General features: G+C 53.0%; 1 pseudogene. It reads right to left on the bottom strand.

Features of this window, described 5'->3' with window-relative positions:
- Positions 1-135 precede the first annotated feature (135 nt).
- Positions 136-253 (bottom strand): annotated as a pseudogene (locus JAO32_RS19940) (50S ribosomal protein L3); the annotation flags it as partial.

A 253-nucleotide genomic window follows, 5' to 3' on the forward strand; every position in this document is an offset into this window, starting at 1 on the left:
CTATTGCGAGCGCCCTAAGTTCAATTTGTCATCCTGCCGTCGACTTACTCATTTCGACTAAGTCCGCAGACGATGCGAGCTACAACACCTACACACTAAGCGGCAGAGCAACCAGAGATTGCTCTGCGTCAATGCTTACTTCTTCTTACCGGAAGCCTTCTTCGAAGCCTTCAACGGATCGACCGTACCGGAGCCGGCGAATCCACGACGCTCACGCGGCGGGTTCTTCGACTTGGAGATCAAAATCACACCA

This window comes from Terriglobus sp. ADX1, assembly GCF_036877645.1.
Classification (GTDB): Bacteria; Acidobacteriota; Terriglobia; order Terriglobales; family Acidobacteriaceae; genus Terriglobus.